The sequence below is a fragment of the Ruegeria sp. CDSA089 genome, assembly GCF_059612205.1.
In genome coordinates, this window is sequence record NZ_JBXWQD010000005.1 from 93,041 (window position 1) to 111,651 (window position 18,611).

The 18,611-nt window shown below is 60.2% G+C and carries 16 protein-coding genes; 6 read left to right on the plus strand and 10 right to left on the minus strand.

From position 1 onward, the window contains the following. Positions 1-444 precede the first annotated feature (444 nt). The 6 genes from AC2FJ6_RS13275 to bioB are packed head-to-tail and all read right to left on the minus strand — an operon-like array spanning position 445 to position 5,821. Positions 445-1,203: a methyltransferase domain-containing protein gene (locus AC2FJ6_RS13275; protein ID WP_496669283.1), complete on the minus strand. Its 759-nt coding sequence runs from the start codon at positions 1,201-1,203 to the stop codon at positions 445-447. After that, positions 1,200-1,814 carry a pimeloyl-ACP methyl esterase BioG family protein gene (locus AC2FJ6_RS13280; RefSeq protein WP_170773170.1) on the minus strand — a complete coding sequence of 205 codons (615 nt, stop codon included), beginning with the start codon at positions 1,812-1,814 and terminating at the stop codon, positions 1,200-1,202. The genes AC2FJ6_RS13275 and AC2FJ6_RS13280 overlap by 4 nt, the downstream gene beginning before the upstream one ends. Then, positions 1,811-3,097 carry an adenosylmethionine--8-amino-7-oxononanoate transaminase gene (gene bioA / locus AC2FJ6_RS13285; RefSeq protein ID WP_496669285.1) on the minus strand — a complete coding sequence of 429 codons (1,287 nt, stop codon included), beginning with the start codon at positions 3,095-3,097 and terminating at the stop codon, positions 1,811-1,813. The genes AC2FJ6_RS13280 and bioA overlap by 4 nt, the downstream gene beginning before the upstream one ends. Beyond that, positions 3,094-3,714, minus strand: a complete 621-nt coding sequence (gene bioD, locus AC2FJ6_RS13290) for a dethiobiotin synthase (protein WP_170773174.1) — start codon at positions 3,712-3,714, stop codon at positions 3,094-3,096. The genes bioA and bioD overlap by 4 nt, the downstream gene beginning before the upstream one ends. Then, on the minus strand, positions 3,711-4,844 hold the full coding sequence (locus AC2FJ6_RS13295; RefSeq protein WP_170773176.1) for an 8-amino-7-oxononanoate synthase: 1,134 nt from the start codon (positions 4,842-4,844) through the stop codon (positions 3,711-3,713). The genes bioD and AC2FJ6_RS13295 overlap by 4 nt, the downstream gene beginning before the upstream one ends. Further along, positions 4,841-5,821, minus strand: a complete 981-nt coding sequence (bioB, locus tag AC2FJ6_RS13300; protein ID WP_496669287.1) for a biotin synthase BioB — start codon at positions 5,819-5,821, stop codon at positions 4,841-4,843. Before bioB ends, AC2FJ6_RS13295 begins: the two co-directional genes overlap by 4 nt. A 313-nt stretch (positions 5,822-6,134) precedes the next feature. Here bioB and AC2FJ6_RS13305 point away from each other — a divergent pair, with 313 nt between their 5' ends. The 4 genes from AC2FJ6_RS13305 (at position 6,135) to AC2FJ6_RS13320 (ending at position 9,628) form a co-directional block, all read left to right on the plus strand. Continuing rightward, positions 6,135-6,731 (plus strand): cytochrome P460 family protein, encoded by a 597-nt coding sequence (locus AC2FJ6_RS13305; protein ID WP_170773180.1) that lies wholly within the window; start codon positions 6,135-6,137, stop codon positions 6,729-6,731. 150 nt (positions 6,732-6,881) lie between these two features. After that, positions 6,882-7,229: a pentapeptide repeat-containing protein gene (locus AC2FJ6_RS13310; RefSeq protein ID WP_496669289.1), complete on the plus strand. Its 348-nt coding sequence runs from the start codon at positions 6,882-6,884 to the stop codon at positions 7,227-7,229. 10 nt (positions 7,230-7,239) lie between these two features. Beyond that, positions 7,240-8,043: an MBL fold metallo-hydrolase gene (locus tag AC2FJ6_RS13315; RefSeq protein WP_170773184.1), complete on the plus strand. Its 804-nt coding sequence runs from the start codon at positions 7,240-7,242 to the stop codon at positions 8,041-8,043. A 79-nt stretch (positions 8,044-8,122) separates the two neighbouring features. Then, positions 8,123-9,628: an FAD-binding oxidoreductase gene (locus AC2FJ6_RS13320; protein ID WP_496669290.1), complete on the plus strand. Its 1,506-nt coding sequence runs from the start codon at positions 8,123-8,125 to the stop codon at positions 9,626-9,628. A gap of 46 nt (positions 9,629-9,674) precedes the next feature. Here AC2FJ6_RS13320 and AC2FJ6_RS13325 read toward each other — a convergent pair whose 3' ends face one another. From AC2FJ6_RS13325 to AC2FJ6_RS13335, 3 genes are read right to left on the minus strand one after another with little or no spacing between them, the layout of a single operon-like run. Further along, positions 9,675-10,637 carry a TAXI family TRAP transporter solute-binding subunit gene (locus AC2FJ6_RS13325; protein ID WP_480877022.1) on the minus strand — a complete coding sequence of 321 codons (963 nt, stop codon included), beginning with the start codon at positions 10,635-10,637 and terminating at the stop codon, positions 9,675-9,677. Positions 10,638-10,675: 38 nt separating this feature from the next. Next, positions 10,676-11,698, minus strand: coding sequence for a D-cysteine desulfhydrase family protein (locus tag AC2FJ6_RS13330; RefSeq protein WP_480503631.1), 1,023 nt, complete (start codon positions 11,696-11,698; stop codon positions 10,676-10,678). 6 nt (positions 11,699-11,704) lie between these two features. Next, positions 11,705-12,433 (minus strand): TSUP family transporter, encoded by a 729-nt coding sequence (locus tag AC2FJ6_RS13335; protein ID WP_480877016.1) that lies wholly within the window; start codon positions 12,431-12,433, stop codon positions 11,705-11,707. A gap of 106 nt (positions 12,434-12,539) precedes the next feature. Here AC2FJ6_RS13335 and AC2FJ6_RS13340 point away from each other — a divergent pair, with 106 nt between their 5' ends. Continuing rightward, positions 12,540-13,439 carry a LysR family transcriptional regulator gene (locus AC2FJ6_RS13340; RefSeq protein WP_480877014.1) on the plus strand — a complete coding sequence of 300 codons (900 nt, stop codon included), beginning with the start codon at positions 12,540-12,542 and terminating at the stop codon, positions 13,437-13,439. On the opposite strand, the gene AC2FJ6_RS13345 is transcribed toward AC2FJ6_RS13340, so the two are convergent. Then, positions 13,436-15,610, minus strand: coding sequence for a CARDB domain-containing protein (locus AC2FJ6_RS13345; RefSeq protein ID WP_496669292.1), 2,175 nt, complete (start codon positions 15,608-15,610; stop codon positions 13,436-13,438). The genes AC2FJ6_RS13340 and AC2FJ6_RS13345 overlap by 4 nt on opposite strands. 276 nt (positions 15,611-15,886) lie before the next feature. Here AC2FJ6_RS13345 and AC2FJ6_RS13350 point away from each other — a divergent pair, with 276 nt between their 5' ends. Further along, complete coding sequence (locus AC2FJ6_RS13350; protein ID WP_496669294.1) at positions 15,887-18,610, plus strand: response regulator; 2,724 nt, start codon at positions 15,887-15,889, stop codon at positions 18,608-18,610. Position 18,611: the final 1 nt, after the last annotated feature.

Consider the following 18,611-nt stretch of genomic DNA (forward strand, 5'->3'; position numbering starts at 1 on the left):
ACCCTCAGAGCGTCCAACACACGGATCATCATCGAAGCGCAGCTCATAACCAGAGACGGCGGGGATGTATAGAGCGGAAATGAGGCACGCATACCTGCCGCGCGCAGGACGCAAACCGACCAGATTGCCGTATCCCGTCTTGGACAGACGGTCAGGAAAAGCTGGGCCGAAACCACCCGGCCCAGCCATCAGGCATCAGCTGCCCCGATTGCGGAAGCTCTCTTCGAAGTCCTGAGTTTGATTTTCAGCGCTGCCGCCACTTGGGCCGCTGTCGCAGGCGGCGATGAATAGCAAGCTGGCGGAGATGAGGACGGCTCTGATCATTTGGGGACCTTTGTGTTCGGAAGATTCAGGTGGAAACACGCGCGCCTGTCCTGCCTAGCACGGAGGCGTGTAACCAACGGGTCAATCCTGTGTGACAGCGTTGTGATCCCGGTCGATTGCTCAGATCGGCTTGCGGGCGACGATCCAGATCGGGTGATAGGTCAGCGGCACGGTCCCGTCGCTGCCGTGACGCGCGACATAGTCATCCGAAAACCGCCGCATATCCGACCGGGTCCAGGTTGCGCGCGCGCGGCCGTTCACCCCGGTGCTCCGCAAATGGCGTAATACCTCATGAGGCGAGTCAAACCGTAGTGTCCGGATAGAATGACCGGTTGCAACCACCTCCAGTTCATCGCGGACGGCAGCGGACAGCTCATCGGGCTGGCACAGGCCCGGCGCACCAGCGTTGGAGCCGACTTGGGACAGCTCTTGAAACTGCCTCGGACCAAAGCCCGAAACAGCCATCCACCCTCCGGGTTGCAGCCAATTTGCTATGCGTTGCATCAGAATCGCCGGGTCCTCAAACCACTGGATCATTGAGGCCGAGCAGATCAGATCGACTTCATTTGGCCACATGATCTGCTGGGCGTCACCGCACAGGAAAGATGCATCTGCGTCCGTTGCCGTTTTTTCAGCCTCAGGCGCAAGGTCATTGAGCGTCAGCGACTGAAACCGGAAAGTTTCCTTCAACCGTTGGGTCAGGTGACCTGTGCCGCACCCCAACTCTAACCCATGGGTAAACTTGTCGGGCGCGCCATGGATTCGCAGGGCATCGACCAAATCCGCCGCAATCTGCGCTTGCTGGCCCGCCTCGTCGTGGTAGCTCCCGAAGCTGCGGCTAAAACTGCGTTGTACCCGGTCTGTGATCAATGCGTTCATGCCAACCACTCTGCCCAGCTTTGACCCGCTCGAAACGGAACATGCGGGCCGTCAATGCGCCGAATGGCCGAGCTCTGCCACGCCGCCTCTTGCGCCTTGGTGGGGATGATCCGGTCTTGGTGCGGAATCCACACTCGGTCGAACCGACGCGCCAGAGCGGGGCCGCGCTGAAGGATCGCACGCAGTTCCGCTTGCGCCGCATGGATGTCAATCTGCGGTGCTGGTCCTTCGAACCCGGCGCGGCGGCAGAACTTGGCAAAGCTAGCCGCGCTCAGATTGTCGGCAGTGGCGTTGATCATGTCAGGCGCAATGCCTTTTTCCGCATCCGCCGGAAACAAGGTGCCGCTGACCGCAACCAGACGATCCGGGTTGACCCCCGCCCCCTCTAACCAGTGCACAGCCGAGGCGACACCGAAGGAAAACGCCAGCACATCGAGCCGATCATAATCGGCCAGTTCGGGCAGTTCAGCATCAAGCTGGGTATAGTCGTCGACAAACAGGACGTCCCCGCCGCCCTCCAGCTCGGCAAACGGGGCAGGCCCCAGCGCCCAACCACCGAACACCAGTGTCAGGTTTTCAACACCAGAGTGGGACAGCCAAACCGCCTTCATGCCTCGCCCCGCGCCAGATTAACCATCGCCGCCGTCACCCGGCTCAACTCATCGCGCGAGATCACGAAAGGCGGCATACAGTAGATATTGCGCGCAAAGGGGCGCAGCCAGACACCGGTCTTTGGCGCTTGTGCATGCGCGATCCGAGGGTCAACCACGCTCTCCATCTCGATCACGCCAATTGCCCCCAGAACCCGCACATCGGCTACGCCCGGTATGTCGCACGCGGGCGCAAGCTCATGCTCCATCTGCTTGGCAATTGCGCTGACCTCATGATGCCAGTCACGCTGTTTCAGTTGGTCGAGGCTGGCGATGGCCGCCGCGCACGCCAGCGGGTTGGCCATATAGGTCGGCCCGTGCATCAACACGCTGGCCTCGCTTTCACCAATCCCGCGCGCAACGGCTTCGGTCGCGATTGTAGCGGCCAGAGTGATATGACCCCCCGTCAGCGCCTTGCCCACGCACAGGATATCCGGCACCACATCCGCGTGTTGCATGGCAAAAAGCTGACCCGTCCGCCCAAACCCGGTGGCGATCTCGTCAAAGATCAGCAACACCCCATGGGCCGAACACAGCTCGCGCGCGCCTTTCAGCCAGGACGGGTGATAGAAATACATCCCGCCCGCACCCTGTACCACCGGCTCAAGGATCAGCGCGGCGATCCGGTCGCCCAGACGGTCCAGCAACTCTTCCAGAGCGGCAAGCCCATTCAACGCCGGATCCTCCGGCCAGTCCTGTCCCAACGCCACAGAGGGCCGGGGCAGGAAATGCTGGATCGACATCGCCCCCCGGAACAGACCATGCATTCCATTGACGGGGTCGCAGACGCTCATCGCTTTCCATGTATCGCCGTGATATCCGCCCCGGATCGTGGCAAATTCAGCCCGGCCCGAATGACCTTTGGCCATCTGGTTCTGCACAGCCATCTTCAACGCGACCTCGATCGCGACCGAGCCGCTGTCGCTGTAGAAAATCCGGTCCAATCCATCGGGCAGCATGTCGGTCAGCCGCTTGCCCAGCTCAATCGCGGGCGTATGCGTCAAGCCGCCGAACATGACATGGGGCAAGTGATCCAACTGCGCCTGCATCGCTGCGATGATGGCCGGGTGACGATGGCCGTGCACCGCACACCACCAAGATGCCATGGCGTCGATCATCTTACCGCCGTCCTCGCGCGTCAGCCAGACGCCCTCAGCCGAAGAGATCAGGTGCATAGGCCCCGGATCCATCACGTTCGTATAAGGATGCCACAGATGGCGCGCGTCAAAATCCAATGGGGTCACAGCGCACCCCGTATCGTGGTCAGATCCATCCCCGCCATCGCATCAGCCACAGAGGCACGCGTCACGGCGTCAAGAACCGGCAGCCGTCCCAGATGGCGCGTCTCGCACATCTCGACAATAGTCTGTTCGACATCCGGCTCGGCGTCTCCGATGAATGCCACGCCGACCACGTCGACACCCACGCCTCGCAAGGCGCGCAAGGACAGCGCGGTGTGGTTGATTGTGCCCAAAGCCGTGCGCGCCGCCAGAACGACCGGCGCCTGCCAACGGGCAAACAGGTCCAGAAAGAAATGCTGCCGGGTCAGAGGCACCATCACGCCACCCGCCCCTTCCACAACCAACGGGCCGGGAACCTGAGGCAAAGTCAGTCGCTCAAGGTCGATCTCAACCCCCATATCCTCGGCCGACAGATGCGGCGAGGCGGGCAGGTTCAGCCGATACGCCTCGGGCAAGACCGGCGCGCCAGACAGGGCCTGCACGGTTTCGGTATCCGTCGCCTCTTCCAACCCGGACTGGACCGGCTTCCAATAGCTGGCCCCAAGGGCAGCGGCCAGTCCGGCGGACAGGACGGTCTTGCCCACACCGGTATCGGTGCCGGTGACGACCAGAGTGCTCATGCGGCCTCCTTCCGGTAGCGCGACAGTGTTTCGAACAAGGCGCTGATCTCGGATTTGGTGACATTCCCGGTGATCGAGATTCGCAACCGCGACGTGCCCTTCGGCACGGTCGGCGGGCGGATGCCGCGGATATCAAAACCTTGTTCCTGCAAGCGCGCCGCCATTGCCATGGTGCTGGCGTCATCACCCAGAATAACGGGGATAATCTGACTGGTCAGAGCTTGCGGCGCGATCCCAGCACTATGCGCCACCGAATGGGCATGCGCGATCCGGTCCTGCGCCTGCTGCGTCCAAATCGGGTCGTTGCTCAGCAGCTCAAGCGCGGCCCGCACGAGGGCTGCATTAAAGGGCGACGGGGCGGTGGCAAAAATGAACGGGCGCGCGCGATTTATCAAAGTGTCGATCATCACACGCGGACCGCAGATCAATCCGCCCGCAACACCCAGACCCTTGCCGCAGGTGTGCAAGGTCAGCACATCCGCGTCCAGCCCATGCGCCAGCCCCCGGCCCTGTGGACCAAAGACGCCCGTTGCGTGGGCCTCATCCACCACCAGCACCGCATCGTGGTCCCTCGCCAGCGTTGCGAAATCGACCAACGGGGCCAGATCGCCTTCCATAGAATAGACACTTTCGACCGCAACCCAAACTTGACCCGAACCACCCTCGGTGCGCCATTGCGTCAGAACCCGACGCGCATCGGCCAAGTCATTATGAGCAAAGCCCCGTGTGTCGGCACGCCCGGTGCGCATCCCTTCGAACGCGCTGGCATGGACCAAAGCGTCATGCAGGATCAGATCCCCCGCGGCGGGGAGGCTGGAAAAGATGGCCTGATTGGCCTGAAACCCGCCACCCATGAACAGCGCGGCCTCGGCCCCAAAAAAACTGGCAGCGAACTGTTCCAAAGCCTCGTGCTCGGGGTGGTTGCCGCGCAACAGGCGCGACCCGCCCGACCCTAGCGGTACCCCGCGCGACAGCGCGTGCTGCGCGGCCTCGGCCAATTCGGGCGACGGCGCCAGCCCCAGATAGTCGTTCGACGCGAAATCCAACCCCCGGCGCGGTGACAACACCCGCCGACGATGCCGGTTGCCCAGCACCTCAAGCATCGAGGACAATCGCGCCGTAACCGTCATTCGGCCGCGTCAGCCCGGCTGTCCTGTGCCGCGACCTCGGCCTGAAGCCCCAGCTTGGCAAAAAGAACCGCGTCGGTGTCTTCCTCAGGGTTTTCCGCCGTCAGCAGTGTTTCCCCCACGAAGATCGAGTTCGCACCGGCAAAGAAACACATCGCCTGCAGCTCATCGCTCATGTCGCTGCGCCCGCCAGACAGACGGACATAGGATTGCGGCATCATGATCCGTGCCACCGCGATCACCCGCATAAAGTCGATCGGATCAATCGGCTTGGCATCCGCCAGCGGTGTATCCTGCTGCGGCATCAGCATGTTGATCGGAACCGAATCCGGCGCAGGCGCCATGTTGGCCAATGTCACCAGCATGTCCATGCGGTCCTGAACGCCCTCACCCATGCCCAGAATCCCGCCCGAGCACACTTTGATCCCCGCCTCTTGCACCCGGTTCATCGTGTCGATCCGGTCGGCAAAGGTCCGGGTGGTGATCACTTCGGAATAATAGCGCTCGGACGTGTCGATATTGTGGTTGTAGTAATCCAGCCCTGCATCACGCAGCTGCACCACCTGCGTGTCACTCAGCATGCCCAGCGTCATGCAGGATTCCATCCCCATTTCGCGCACGCCTTCGACCATGGCGACCAGCGCAGCCATGTCGCGGTCCTTGGGCTCGCGCCACGCGGCCCCCATGCAGAACCGGGTCGCGCCGCCCTCTTTCGCCTTGCGGGCCTCAGCAAGAACCCGCTCGACCTCGATCAGTTTCGAGGCCGACAGCTTGGACCCGTTGCGCGCCGATTGCGAGCAATAGGCGCAGTCCTCGGCGCAGCCTCCGGTCTTGATCGACAGCAGTTTCGAGGTCTGGACCTTGTTGGGATCGAAATTGGCGCGATGCACTGTCTGGGCGCGAAACAGAAGATCCATCAGCGGCAGATCATACAGCGCCTGAGCCGCGTCACGTGTCCACGAGTTTGGTTGGGTCTGCATTTTATCTATAATCTTTCATGTAACCCGAGATTGCAGCCATTTTTTATCGATAAATTTTGACACTGCAATATTTTTCACTCAGACAAGGTCAGGGCAAATGGACGCGGGCATCGCAAGAATGCGTGCGCCCAATATGCGCACGGGCAGTCAAATCACCGCTGTTTTTGCTGATAAGCTCGTGAGGCTGAACGATCTGCATCTTTTTCCGAATGACACGCAATTTGACACCGGGCCGGCTTGGATAGGCTGGTGTCACATAAACCCGCCCCAAATTTCCGGGCGACGTAAATTACCAAGCAAGAGGACATCAGCCATGAGAGTATTGAAAATCCTGACATTGGGTGCAGCGATGGGCGTCGCAGCGCTTGGGATCAGTCAGTTCAGCACGTCGGTCAACGCGCAAGTGTCCGACGACTGGCAGCCACAATGGACCGAGGATGGCCAACTGGTTCTACCGACTGGCTACAGGGAATGGGTGTTCCTCGGCTCACCCCTGACGCCGAACGCACTAAACGGCGGGCAGGCCGGATTCCCGGAATACCACAATGTCTACATGCATCCGACGGCCTATGCTCAGTACAAGGAAACCGGGGAATTTCCCGAAGGCACTATCTTGTTAAAAGAGCTGCAACTGACCCAACCCGGCGAGGAAGCGGACGGATCGCGGCTTGAGGTGTCGGGACAGGGGTATTTCCCGGCCGGGTTCAACGGCATCGACATCGCGGTCAAGGATTCCTCGCGCTTTGCGGAAAGTAACAACTGGGGCTATTTCAACTTTGGCCACCATGCCCCACCCTATGCGGAAACCGCCGCCGCCGCCCCAATCGATGCCTGTGCCTCGTGCCATATCGACAATGCAGACGAGGATATGGTTTTCACCCGCTTTTACGCGATCCTCAGCGCGAACTAAGCGGATCGACCTCTGAATGCCATCGCGTCAGGTCGGCGCGGTGGCCAATACATTCGCACCCCAAAAACCTCTCTGGATCTTCACGTATCACATAAGCTCTTTCTCGTCGCCTGTTTTGCAGCCTGCCCCGCTCTGGCGCAGATGGGGGCTGTGGTCGATCACTGCGATGCCGAACCAGCGCCGCGAGTGGACTGGCACGGCTGTGATCTGGCGCATCAGGATTTCTCGGGCTTGGATCTCAGCCACGCCAACCTCAGCGGCGCAAAACTGACTGCAGCCAAGCTGCGCGGGACCAATCTGTCCCATGCCGATCTGACCGGCACCATCCTGATTGGCGCGGATTTGCAACAAGTCAATTTCGCGGGCGCGGACCTGCGCGGGGCCTTCATGACCAAAGCCCAATTGGGGGGCAACAATTTCGAAGGCACCAGATTTGACGGGGCCTATTTCAACGACGCGCGACAATGCGCCGTTGGGTCCGTTGGCAGTTGCAAGTAAACAGCCCGCCATGATCTCGCGCCGCCAATGGATGCGGGTTGCGGGCTGTGCCATGCTGTCGGCACTGGCCCGTCCGGCGCAGGCCGGTGCGCCGCAACTCGACCGTCACCCGGCCCCAGAGGCCGGCTTTTTCGCCAATGCCTATCTGATCGAAGGCCCTCAGAGCTGTGTGTTGGTCGACGCACATCTGAACCTGAGCGAGGCGCTGGATCTGGCGCGTCTGGTCCGCGAAACCGGCAAACCTTTGACCCATATCGTGATCACGCACCCGCATCCCGACCACTATCTGGGCCTGCAATTTCTGGGGCCACAGTTTCCGCAGGCGATTGTCGCGAGCGCAGCGCAGTCTTTGACATTCATTGAAACCGCGGCCTTGGACTGGCCGGGATATTCAAACACGACTCAAGCCTTGAAAACCGGTCCCGTCATTTTGGCTGAAACCAAGTTTCAATGCACGATCTTACCTGATGCGGAAAGCATCGCGCCTCTTATTCTTTTTGATCCGGCACGCCGGGTCTTGGTGGCCAGAGATCATGTGCTGAACCGGCAGCACCTGTGGCTGGTGGAAGGGCGCGGGCCCGCGTGGCGGCGCAATCTGGACCGGTTGCGCGCCCTTTCTCCGGTGCTTGTTCTACCGGGGCACGGCGCAATCGGCGGGCCGGCGTTGATCGAACAAACCGACGCTTATCTCAGCGACTATATTGGAGTGGCCCAACAGGGGATGACCAAATCCGAGCGGATTGCTGGCATGTTGGCCCGCTACCCCGATCACGTCTTCCCTTTGGCTCTGCACAACAGCGTCCTTGCCAGCTGATCCTGACGCTATGGCATAGGGCAAACGCGCAGGGACCGAAAATGGTTTACTTGCGGGGCGGATGTGACAAAGGTCCGACATGACACCATCAGCCCCAGCAGATTCGCACGACAAGGCCACAATTCATTCGTATCTGTCTACGCTTAGGGCGACGCTGGGCGATGCCGCCGTCCTGACCGGATCAGATATTTCCGAGACCTACACCAGAGACTGGACCCGAGACCGGCACGGACAATGCCTTGCCGTTGTCAAACCCACCACTTCAGCCGAGGTGTCGCAGGTCTGTGCCCTCAGCCACGCCACAGGCATCGGTATCATCCCGCAAGGGGGGCATACCGGTCTGGTCGGAGGCGCGCAGCGCAATCGGGGCGATTGCATTCTGATTTCCACCCAACGCATGACCGCAATCGAAGAGATCGACGCCGACGGCATGACATGCACGGTGCAGGCGGGCGCCGTCCTTGAAACAGTGCAAACGACCCTAGGCGAGCAGGGTTTCCAGTTCGGTGTTGCCATCGGCTCTCAGGGCAGCGCTCAGATCGGGGGGCTCATATCCACGAATGCGGGCGGAGTGAATGTCCTGCGCCACGGCATGATGGGTGCTCAGGTTCTGGGGTTGGAAATGGTGCTGCCCGAAGGGCAGATCCTGTCGTCGATCACAGGATTGCACAAAGACAACCGGGGGCCGGACCCGTTGCGGCTTGCTATCGGCGCCGAAGGGGTATTTGGCGTGGTCACCCGTGCCTGCCTGCGCATTCTTCCCCGCCAGACACATAGCGCCACCGCATATGCCGGCTGCACCTCGATGCAGGGCGCGCTGGATCTGCTGCGGCATATTCGCAGCAACGGGCACGAGGTCCTGTCGGCCTTTGAAGTGATGTCCCAAAGCTGTATGCCATTGGCCCAATCCGTTGACCCCTCGATGATCCTGCCGGTCGATGCGCCCGTCCATGTGCTGATCGCGTTTTCATCCGCGATGGACCTACCGCTGCAAGACCATCTGGAGGCACTTCTGGCCTCAGCATTTGAGCAAGGGGTGGTGCAGGACGCCGTCATCGCGCAATCGCAATCTCAGGCCGCCCGGTTCTGGTCCATCCGCGAAGGCCTGGTCGAAGGACAGATCAAGCGCGGCTACCACGTGCGCAGCGATGTGTCGGTTCGCTTGGGGCATGTGCCCCAAGCCGCGGTCGCGCTCGAAACCATGCTGGCTGAGGAGTTTCCGGGCTGGATACCGCAGACCTACGGCCATTTGGGCGACGGCAACCTTCACTTTAATGCCCTACCCCCGGAGTCCAAGTCCGAGGAAGAGGCGCGCGCCGTCGGAAAGACCATCGAAGCGCGCATATTTGACATTGTCACAGAGCTCGGCGGCTCATTTTCAGCAGAGCACGGCATTGGCCGCACCAAGGCCGGGTGGTTCCGAAAAACTCTTCCTGCACGTCATGATCTGTTGGCTCAGTTGAAATTCACGCTCGACCCTAAAGGCATCATGAACCCTGGATGCCTTCTCGTCGAAAACCTGACGCATCCGCCCGACCGGGAAGATCCTAAAACAACCGGCGCAGGCAGTCCTGCAACAAGGTGAGGCCCTCTTGGGCCTCACCTGAGATAAGCACGCGATTGCGCTTTCGTTATTTCAACAGACCCTGCTCGCGGTAATATTTGAGTGCTCCGGGATGAATGGGCGCGGACAGGCCCGCTGAAACCATTTCTTCTTTGGTCAGATTTGCGAATGCCGGGTGGAACGTACGGAAATCGTCGAAATTCTCAAAGATCGACGACACCAGCGCATAGACCGCCTCGTCCGAGACCTTGGCCGAGGTCACAAGCGTCGCACCGACCCCGAACGTGTCCACATCCCCGTCGGTGCCGCGATACATGCCTCCGGGAATGGTCGCTGCCCGGTAATAGGCGTTGTTGTCGATCAACCCGGTCACGGCGTCACCGGTCACCGGAACCAGTTTGGCATCGCAGGTCGTCGCGGCTTCGGTCAGGTTGCCGGACGGGTGGCCCGCAGTGATGATGAACGCGTCAATCTGGTTGTCGCACAGGGCGCTGGACTGTTCCGCCGATTTTAGCTCGGCCGCCAGTGCAAACGTATCCTTTGTCCACCCTTTGGCGTCCATCAGCACCTCCATCGTGCCGCGCTGGCCCGATCCCGGATTGCCGATATTAACCCGCTTGCCTGCCAGATCATCGAAATGCTCAATCCCGGAATCGGCGCGAACCATCACGTTGAACGGCTCGGCATGGACCGAGAATACCGCGCGCAACTCTTCGAATGGCCCGGCCTCTTCAAATTTTGAGGTGCCGTTCAGCGCGTGGAACTGCCAGTCGGACTGGGCCACGCCAAATTCCAGTTCGCCCTCGCGGATCGTATTGATGTTATAGACCGAGCCACCGGTGGATTCGACCGTGCAACGCACCCCGGTTTCCTTGCGATTCTTGTTCATCAGACGGCAGATTGAGCCACCGGTCGGATAGTACACACCGGTCACGCCGCCAGTTCCAATGGTCACGAACTCTTCGGCCAAAGCGGCCACGGTGCCAAGCGCAAGCGTCAGGGTCGACGCCAAAATCAGTTTCTTATTCATAATTTCCTCCCTTTGAGATTGTCTTGAGTGTCGTTTGGTCAGGTTGGTTCAAGCTGGTCCTGATAGCCGAACAGCGCGGGCAAACCGCCCGTGTGCAGCATCACGACCTTCTGGCCCTTGCGGATCGCGCCGCTGTCCAGAAGCCCCAAAAGCCCTGCAAAGGTCTTGGCGGTGTAGACCGGGTCCAGAAATATGCCTTCGGTCTGGGCCATAAGCTCCAATGCCGTGCGGGTCCGGTCCCCAATTTGACCATAGCCGGGGGCAAGCGCACCGTCCCAGACGTGGATGTCTTCCTTCACCAAAGCCGGGTCAAAACCCATCAACGCTGCCAGCTTGCCAAGAACTTTCTCCATCCGGGCCTTCTGCTGGGTTTGGTCACGGCGGACGCAGATGCCGTAGACTTGCGCGCCATGACCTGACAGGCGCAGCCCGGTCAGGAACCCTCCATGGGTCGCGCCACTGCCGGAAGGCACCACCGCCACATCAAATTCCGCCATCTGATCGGCCAGCTCCGCGCCGCCCTGCACATAGCCCAAGGCCCCCAGCGGTGGGTGATCGACGCCAAGATGAATGACATAAGGTGTTCGCCCTTCGGCCCTCAGGCGCGCGGCGCGATCGTGCAACGCATTGTCCGCTCCGACCTCGTCCTCGCCCACCGGAAAGTGCATATGCTCGGCCCCCAGAATCTGCGCCAGCAGAACATTGCCCGAGCGGTAATAGGCCGGCCCCATCCCCGGTACGCGTTCTTCCAGTTGCAGCACCGACGTCATACCCAACCGCGCCGCAGCGGCGGCGGCAGTGCGCACAAAATTGGACTGCACCGCGCCCGTGATCAAAACCGTGTCAGCCTTCTGATGCAGGGCTTCGCCAAAGTAGAATTCAAGCTGCCGGGTCTTGTTGCCGCCAAAACTCAACCCGGTCAGGTCGTCGCGCTTTAACCACAGGTCGATGCCCAACCGGTCCGACATCCGGTTCAGCCGCTCGACCGGAGTGACCTCGGTCATCAACCGGACGCGGGGAAATTCGGTCAGTTTTCGGTCAATCTGCATGTGCATGGTCATCCTGTGTCATCCCATCATCCAGGCCCGTCGAATGAGGGCCACGCAGGCCAGAACCGAAATCATCCGGATCGCCTGCCCAATTACGCGTTGCGGTAACTTCGGGCCAATCAAACGACCCAAAACGCTGCCCAATACCGTCGCGGCGGCAAAAGGCACCAACCACGGCGCACCAGCAAAGGCCGTCCAATCCAGCGCCAAATGCAGCGCAAAGGCGCTGCCATAGGCAATCAGAGCAACGGGTTGCACCAGTTTGCGGGCAGCTTGCGGCGACCGGCCCACCGCCAGCAGACCAAGCACCATCAACGGCCCCGGCGTGGCCGCCCAGACAGTTGCCAGGCCGGACAGACCCGAAATGGTGCGGAACCCTGATGGTCCGATGTTCTGCCCGAATGGGATCAACGAAGTTGCAACCCCAATCAGCAGCAGCGCGGCGGTCAAAAACAGAACCGCGCGTTCGGACAAAAGCGGATAGATCAGCAGCCCCAGCGCGATCCCAGCCAGGCAGGCCAGAACCGCGTCCCGCACAAGCCCCCGGTCGCGCCGCCAGACCTGCGGGTCGGTGGCCACAAGCGACACAAGCGTGTTCAGCATCAACAGCACCGGCACCGCCGTCGCCGTGCCCAGCAACACCATCATCACCGGGGCCACCACGATGCTGAAACCGATCCCGACCCCAACCTGAAGCCCGGCCCCTAAAACGATGGCAATCAGCAAGATCAGCAAATCAGCCGACACGGGGCAAGGTCCTTTCTGCGGTTCGCAGCGATGACCCTAGCGCTCATCTACTATGATGAAAAATCATCTTATTGTATTTATTGATGCTCAAATGTTATCAACTTGCATGCGCATTACCGCCCGCCAGATTGAGCTGTTTCAGATGGCCTACCGCCACAGGTCCACCCGAAAAGCCGCCGACGCCCTGCACATCTCGCAACCTGCAATCAGCCGCGTTGTGGCCGAGCTCGAGGTTGAGATGGGCGTGGCCCTGTTTGACCGCGCCGGACGAAAATTCGAACCCACGGCCGCGGCGCATAGTTTGCAGCAGGCGGTTCAGAAACACTATCAAGGGCTGGATCGCATCCGCGACACCGCCACCCAGATCGCCCTTGGGACCGGAGGGCATTTGCGCGTGGCAACAGTTCCGGCCGTGGCCGATACGCGGGTGGCCATTGCAGCCGGACGGTTGATGGCCGAGTTTCCGGCCTTGCGCGTGGATGTGGTCGTTCTGAATGAAAGGGCTGGTCTTGCGGCCCTACGAGAAGGACGGGTGGATTGTGCGGTCGTCTCCTCGGACCCCGGAGACCCCAACCTCGCCTGCACCCGCCTGACCGATCTGGACCCGGTCGCAATCGTGCCGCGCACCGATGCGCTGGCCGACAGAACCGAGGTTTCGGCGGCTGATCTGGCGACAAGACCGCTGATCACGCTGACCCCGCACAGCCCATTTCGACGCGCGGTCGAGATGATGTTCGACCGCGCCGGCACATCGTTTCAGGTCCGGGCCGAGGCCGAGACACAGACCGCTCTGGTCCATATGGTGGCGCATGGGGCCGGGTGCGCCATTGTCGATGCAAATATCCTGCGCAGCTCGGATACCGCGGGCGTTGCGACGTTGCGCCTAACATCGCCCCTAAGCTGGCCGACCCGAATTGCGACCTTGTCCGCGTCACAAGACATCCCCGGCCTGCGCCGGTTCACCGCAGCGGTTCTGGACACCCAAGCACCCGGATCGTCACCCTAGATTCCGATCATAGCGGGCTCGTCTTCGACGACGATAAAGTGGTTCGCATCCAGATCGGCAACATCGACCCCCTCCAGCAACAGGCTCGAGTCATCGGCATATTGCAACAGCGCACCCTCGCTGGTCTGGATTAAATCGACCATGGGGTCGTAGGTTTCCTGATACCCCACATTGATCACTACGGCGTCAAAGTTAAAGTCGAAATCATCCACCACATCATGACCAAATCCGCTGATCCCGTCCGCTGAGGCATTGCGCGCAACACCAACCATATCGTTACCTTCACCGGTACTGATCGTGTCATTGCCAATATAGCCAGCAATCAAATCGTCCCCGGCGCCGCCCTCAAGGATATCATCCCCGGCACTTCCAAAGATCAGATCGTTGCCTGCGCCAGCTTTGACCGTAGCCGCCGCGCCAGCGGACAGATCAATATGGTCGTCCTGCGCGGTCAATATGAGGGTTTCAAAATTGATGTATTGCGCCTCGGTCGCGCCCTGTTCGACCAGATACTGAGGGTCCTCGGGATCGAAAACGAAATCATAAGCCAATTGCACGCCTTGTGCCCTGCCCGAGAAGTCCAGCGTATCGACCCCGTCGCCACCATCTACCGTGTCCAGCCCGCTCCCGGCAAACGCGATATCGTCGCCGCCCAGCAGATCAACACTATCACCGCCCGCAGTGCCGACCCAAACGTCATTTCCTTCGGTGCCCACGGCGGACCCTCCGATCAGGGTGACGTCTGCGGTGCCACTATTGTTAGACGAGTCCACCTCATTCTGGGCATCCGCCACTAGAATGACCTGATAGTCCCCGGCGGAAAGACCCGCATCCAAACTGGCCGATCCCGTGAGAGTCGCCGAACCTCCAGCCGTCAGAGTGGCCGAACCGCTCCAGATCACAATATCGTCGCCTGACACAGTACCGTCCGTCGACAGATAGGCCGTGAAGCCCGTATTGATTGCCGGGTCAGAGCCCAAGTTCGAGACGTCAAAGCTGAAATCAAGCTGCCCGCCTGTCGGGCCAGACAAATATCCCTCGGGTCCCAGATCCAGATCCGAGGACGCGGCGATGCTGAGCATTCCCAGCGACAGGTCCACCACGGGCGCGGGCGGAGGGGTCAGGGTGACGGTATGCACAATGGTGTTGTTGTCAGGCTGCGTATCGGTCGATCCGTCATCCCATTCGACGACGCTTATCAGGTGATAGGTGCCCGGCGCGAAGCCTTCGGGCAGCCAATGCGTTCCAGTCACATTTGTCGTCATCTCGGGATCGGTGCCGCCAGTGATCACTGAAATACGCTGATCATCTTCGGAAATCGTTGCATCGGTCGAGATATAGGTGGCGACCGTATACCCCGACACATCCATGTTCGAGGCGTCCTGAATGACATAGTCGATCTCGATCCGCGCGCCGCCGTCCAAATCAAGGTCCGATCCGTCGCCAACCGAGGCCGAAAGCAGTTGCAAATCGGTGCTGGGAGCCTCGACTGTGATCTGAACCCACTCTGTCAGGTTGTCGGTCTCATCCTCTTCGGTCAGGGCATCGCCACTGTCCACGCGTACCGCAACCCAATAGGTGCCGGGCTGCAACGCGCCGGGATCAAGCGTGAAGGAAACCGAGCCGCTGCTGCCTGTCGCCAAAGCACCCAGTTGCGCCGTGTCAATTGTGTCGATGATCGCCCCTTCGTCCGGAGCGGTGGCAATCACAAGGTCAACACTGGACGCGGTAGCGTCGATCACACCGTCGGAAGCGATCGAAACGCTCACATCCGTCACCTCACCCGGCGACAGCACGGTGTCCTCGACTTGCACCGCCTGCGCGCTCAGATTGGCAAAACGAGGCAATATCACATCGGCGGCTGTTTGGGTCATATCCGCAAACTCGAACAGCTCGACATCAGACAGGGTGTCTGTCCCCTCGGGTCCCGAAATCTGAATGCGCCCGTCACCCAGCAGCGTGACCTCATAAGCATCGCGCGCATAGGCATAGACCGCCGTGTCGGTCCCGCTGCCACCCAGGATCGTATCATCGCCACCGCCGCCTGTCAGACGGTCGTTACCACCTTTGCCGTCCAGCACCTCATCCGCGCTGGTTCCGGTCAGAGTGTTGTCCCGCTTGTTCCCTGAGATGACGTTGCTGTCACCCCCGCCCTTGTTTGGCTTCGGCATCGAAAATCTCCTGCAAAAAATCACTTTGAAAGTTGAGTGCCAAGGAATTGCGTCAACAATTTGGCGTTGTGTGATATGTAGATATGATTAATCTTAGATTGTATTTGAACATATTTGTATCTGTGCTTTTCCTGCCTTGTCTGGTCCAAACAGTTTCTCTCATTCTCGGAAAACGCCTTGTTTTGTGCATGCATTTCCTTTGAACTGCTGAATAGACAGGCGACCAATATGACGGCTTCCCGGTTTTCTGGTCTCGCCACGTGGGAGAGCACATAAATGACCCGATCCGAGATCTTGCAGGTTTTGGCAGATTTGACCGCCCGGTTGCAGGACGCCGACGAACTGACCACACGTCTGCAAGCCGCCGGGTTCAGCGAAGATGAGATCGCGCTGACCCAACAGCTCACCACCCAATGCGCGGGTATTAGCCCCAGCTCCGAAAATGGCGCGGCAGAACAGACGCTGGCCCGTCTGGTGGATGCGATCAACACCATCCCCGAGGGGTTCGCCCTTTACGATGCGGATGACAGGTTGGTGCTGGCCAATCAAACATACCGCCAGATGCTGTATCCGGGCCATGAAGATGTAATAAAACCGGGAATGAAGTTTGAGCAGGTCGTCCGCAAAGCCCTCTCGCTGGGCGTGATACAGGACGCAGCCGGTCGTGAAGAGGAATGGCTGACCAAGCGGCTCAAGCGCCACTTCAACCCTGAAGGCACCCAGATGCAAAGCCGCGCCTCGGGCGGGTGGATCAAGATCAGCGAGCGCAAGACAAGCGACAACGGGATTGTCGCTATCTACAGCGATGTCTCGGACCTGAAGAAGGTCGAGGCCCGTAACGCCGAACTGGCGCAGATCCCCGAGGAAAACCCCAACCCGGTCATGTGCATTAGCAATGACGGGGTGCTGATCTATGCCAACCGCTCTAGCGACCCGCTGCTGGACGCGCTGGACCTTAAAGTCGGCCAGCGGGTCGGCCCCGACTGGCTAAAGCGGGTCGAGACAGGCCTGCGCCAGAACGAACGACAGGATTTCGAATGTCAGGCGGGCGGGATGGTCTATGCCCTGCTGCTCTGGCCCCTGCCCGATGCCAAACATGTCAACCTCTACGGCCGCGATGTCACCCAGTTGAAACAGGCCGAGAACAGGATGCGTGAACTGTCCCGCATCCCCGAGGAAAACCCCAACCCCGTTATGCGCATCAGCGCCAACGGTAAACTGATTTACGCCAACCGCGCCAGTGCGGCGCTGATCTCGGCGCTTCAGCTCAAGGTGGGCGACCGGGTCGGCACCGGATGGCGCAGGCGCGTTGCCAAGGGCTTGCAAGAAGATCAACGCCAGGATTTCGAGTACGAGGCCGGCGGCTTGATTTACGCCCTGCTTCTGTGGCCCGTGCCCGATGGTGGCTATGCCAATATCTACGGGCGCGACATCACCACTCAGAAACAGGTGGAAAGCGAATTGCGCGTAGCCCGCGACATCGCTGAGACGGCAAACAAGACCAAAAGCACCTTCCTCGCCAATATGAGCCACGAGCTGCGCACGCCCCTGAACGCGATCATCGGCTACAGCGAGTTGATGCTGGAAGACGCCATTGACCAGAATGATGAGGCCAACCTCAGCGATCTGACCAAGATCCAATCCGCCGGGAAGCACCTGTTGGCCCTGATCAACGACGTTCTGGACCTGTCCAAGATCGAAGCGGGCAAGATGGAGTTCAATCTAGAATCCTTTGACATTTGCCAGATGGTCATGGATGTGAGCACGACGGTGCAACCTTTGGCCGAGAAAAACGCCAATGCGCTGGAAATCTCGTGTCCCGAGGATATCGGCGAGATGGTCTGCGATCTGACCAAGGTCCGGCAGGCCCTGCTGAACCTTCTGTCCAATGCCTGCAAATTTACCGAAGACGCAAAGATCGCTCTGACTGTGCAGCGCACGGATGATCCCGATCTGATCGAATTTGCCGTCACCGATCAGGGCATCGGCATGACACCCGAGCAAGTCGAGAAGGTTTTCGAGGCTTTCACCCAAGCTGATTCCTCGACCACCCGGAATTACGGCGGCACCGGGCTGGGGCTGTCGATCACCAAGGTGTTCTGCGAACAATTGGGCGGCGATATCGACTGCACCAGCACACTAGGCGAAGGCTCGACCTTCACCATCCGCCTGCCAGGTGTCTGCCGCGATCCCGCGGCCAATCTGCTGCACGGGCCGGGCTATACCGAGGGCGATCCGAACAGTGATCCGACCGCGCCGCTGATATTGCTGGTTGACGATGATCCGACCGTGCATGATCTGCTTGGGCGGCGTCTGCGCCGCGAAGGATACCGGGTGCTGGCCTCGACCAGAGGTGAGGATGCGCTGGAATTGGCGCGCAAGACCCGGCCTGACGCGATCACGCTGGACGTGTTCATGCCCGAAATCGACGGTTGGGCAGTGCTGTCCAAACTCAAGGACGATCCCGAACTGGCCGAAATTCCGGTGATCATGCTGACCTTCGCTGATGACCGGTCCCGCGGGTTGTCGCTGGGCGCAAGCGAGTATCTGGGCAAGCCGATCGACACGGTCGAATTGCTTAACGCCCTGAAACAGCATTGCTCCGCCCAACCCTCCACCCGCGTACTGGTGGTCGAGGACGAAGCCGCCACGCGCGAGATGATCTGTCGTGTTCTGGCCAAAGAGGGCTGGCAGATTGATCAGGCCATAAACGGGCTGGACGCGCTGAACCAGATGTCGAAATCCACCCCGGATGTGATCCTGCTGGACCTGATGATGCCCGAGATGGACGGGTTCGAATTTCTGGCCGGAATGCGCAAGAACCCCGATTGGGGTGAAATTCCAGTCATCGTGGTGACTGCAAAAACCCTGTCGAACGAGGACCGCGCCCGGCTGAATGGTTCGGTCCAGACGCTGATCAGCAAGGACGGGGACGAGGTTGAAACCATCTTGTCCCAGTTGAACGCCATCCTGCCCAACGCGCGAACCGGGAACCGCTAGA